This is a genomic window from Microcystis sp. M53598_WE2 (assembly GCF_030067735.1).
Classification (GTDB): domain Bacteria; phylum Cyanobacteriota; class Cyanobacteriia; order Cyanobacteriales; family Microcystaceae; genus Microcystis; species Microcystis aeruginosa.
In genome coordinates, this window is the sequence record NZ_JASJFE010000366.1 from 1 (window position 1) to 2,076 (window position 2,076).

6 protein-coding genes are annotated in these 2,076 nt (G+C 44.7%); all 6 read right to left on the minus strand.

Annotated elements, in window-relative coordinates:
* A partial coding sequence (locus tag PX636_RS07890) for a toxin-antitoxin system TumE family protein (RefSeq protein ID WP_288116677.1) occupies positions 1-291 on the minus strand: 291 nt, incomplete at its 3' end.
* Positions 281-571 carry a hypothetical protein gene (locus PX636_RS07895; protein ID WP_002761385.1) on the minus strand — a complete coding sequence of 97 codons (291 nt, stop codon included), beginning with the start codon at positions 569-571 and terminating at the stop codon, positions 281-283. The genes PX636_RS07895 and PX636_RS07890, both read right to left, overlap by 11 nt.
* 36 nt (positions 572-607) lie before the next feature.
* The gene (locus PX636_RS07900) at positions 608-844 is read right to left on the minus strand and encodes a hypothetical protein (RefSeq protein ID WP_043999266.1); all 237 of its coding nucleotides are present in this window, start codon (positions 842-844) and stop codon (positions 608-610) included.
* A 29-nt stretch (positions 845-873) separates the two neighbouring features.
* Entirely contained in the window at positions 874-1,173 is a 300-nt protein-coding gene (locus PX636_RS07905; protein ID WP_002761386.1) for a Txe/YoeB family addiction module toxin, read from the minus strand.
* Positions 1,145-1,444, minus strand: coding sequence for a type II toxin-antitoxin system Phd/YefM family antitoxin (locus PX636_RS07910; protein WP_002761387.1), 300 nt, complete (start codon positions 1,442-1,444; stop codon positions 1,145-1,147). The genes PX636_RS07905 and PX636_RS07910 overlap by 29 nt, the downstream gene beginning before the upstream one ends.
* Before the next feature lie 47 nt (positions 1,445-1,491).
* On the minus strand, positions 1,492-2,076 hold a 585-nt coding region (locus PX636_RS07915), incomplete at its 5' end, for a WD40 repeat domain-containing protein (protein WP_288116678.1).

The window sequence follows — 2,076 nt, forward strand, 5'->3', positions numbered from 1 at the left end:
ATGGGGATAGGTTGGGAGGTTCAGCTTTTTATGATGTGGAGTATTATCATAACGGAAAATTAAGGTATTCATGGTATTCATATACTGATAAGCGTACATATTACGATTAATAATTGTTTCGATATTGACAAACTCTCGAATATGCAGAACTGAATTATCAATGAATTTAATTTCGGCTCGAATAAATCCTTCATAACTATCACGTTTTTCACAATCTAGCGTAAAAAATTTTACTACTGAACAGGTTGCGATAATTGTTTGAATCTGTTGAAAATAATCTTCAATTAACAAATTCAATTCCTCTGAGTCTTTCTGCTTTTTCCTGTAGGCATTGTAGCATTCGCAATTCGCCAATCCATTCGTCAAGTTCCAGGGTTTCTTGAAATTCGTCGTTTTCGTAGCGATGCAGAAATTCTGCTGTGGACAGTTGATATTTGTCCTCAAATTCTCGCAGTCGTTGTTCGGTACGCTGGATACCCGCTTCAGTGGAACGTAGGGCTTCAGCGATTGCGCCTTCGATTAGAGGTTTGAGGGAGCCGGAGTGATGAGAGATGAGTGTGAGTTCCTTCATAATAAAATGGAGCTAAAAAGCTGGTGTCTAGGTAAATCAATAGTGTGCTTCTTGGCGTAATTGTTGCAGGATGTCAAGGCTTTGGATCGCGGAGGGTTGATGTTGGGATCGCAAAGCCTGGTGGGAACTTAGAGGGTGGCGGGAATTTAGCGGGGGCGAGAGTTGGGCAATGAGTTGACCTTCTCGGAAAATAATGATGTCTTGTCCTTTTTCAACTTCATGGAGGAGTTGGATGAGGGTGATGGAGGTATCGGTGATTTCTATTTTGAGCATGGGGTTGGCGTTTTAGCTTGTCTAGGTACTTAGCGATCGCTATAATGATAACGACCTTGCAAAAATTCTATCCGATCGTGACTAACCAGATAAACAATACGATCAGATTGGGTAAGGCGGCGAGACCAAACATTGGCATCTTGATATTTTAAGGGTTCAGGTTTGCCCGTTCCTTCAAAAGGATTGCGTCGAATTTCTTCAACTAAAGATAACAGACGAAGGGCAATTTTTCTCTCAGTTTCTACCCAATATCTGAGGTCTTCTAGAAACCTTATATCAAAAACGAGTTCGCGTTCTGGCTTAGGCTGAGACTTTTTCTTCTTTGTCAATACCTAACTCCTGGCATAAGTTTTCTAAAGTTTGAGGCTGATTCGTTCTGGCTTTGGCACGTTGTAGTGCATCTAGGAGGCGTACTGCATTTTCATGAGAACTGAATAAATAAGCAGTTTCTATCAAGCTATTGAGTTCTGCTGTAAGAATCAAGGAAATGCTTTCACCACCTTCCCGTGTAATTTCTATTGGTTGACGAGTAGAAATGACGCGATCGCAAATTTTGTCAAAGTTACTACCAGCTTGAGTCTGGTCAATTTTTGGGTTCATTTTTTCTCCTTTCTCCTTCTCTCTCAGATTATACTTTTGACTTTTGACTACTGAGTAGACTCAATCATAGGCGGAATGTCGGTTTTAGCGTCGTTGGCGAGTTGGTTGGCGCGGGCGACGGGATCAAAACGGAGGCTAGGATTCCACTTTTGGGCGATTTTAAAGCCTTCAATTGCCTCATTGATTTTGCCTTCCCTAGCTAAGGCTTCGCTGTATTCGACGAGGTAGGGGGCGCTGGCTTGGGTGAGGTCGGGGGTTTGGCAGGTTGCTAGTTTAGCTAACGCTTGAGGATTGACGATTAAATAGTTTCGGAGCCAGTGGCAACCTCGAACCAACAGGCGATCGAGATTTTCCACAGGCCAAACCCTCACCGTCCCGTCAGAGGAGGCGGTGACGATGCGCTTGCCGTCCGGGCTAAAGGCGGCTGTTATGACAGCTTTTTGATGGCCGTTGAGGGAGGCGATTTCTCTTCCCGTCTCGGCATCCCACACCCTCCCTGTCTTGTCTTCTGAGGCGGTGACGATACGCTTGCCGTCCGGGCTAAAGGCGGCTGTTATGACAGCTTTTTGATGGCCGTTGAGGGAGGCGATTTCTCTTCCCGTCTCGGCATCCCACACCCTCGCTGTGTTGTC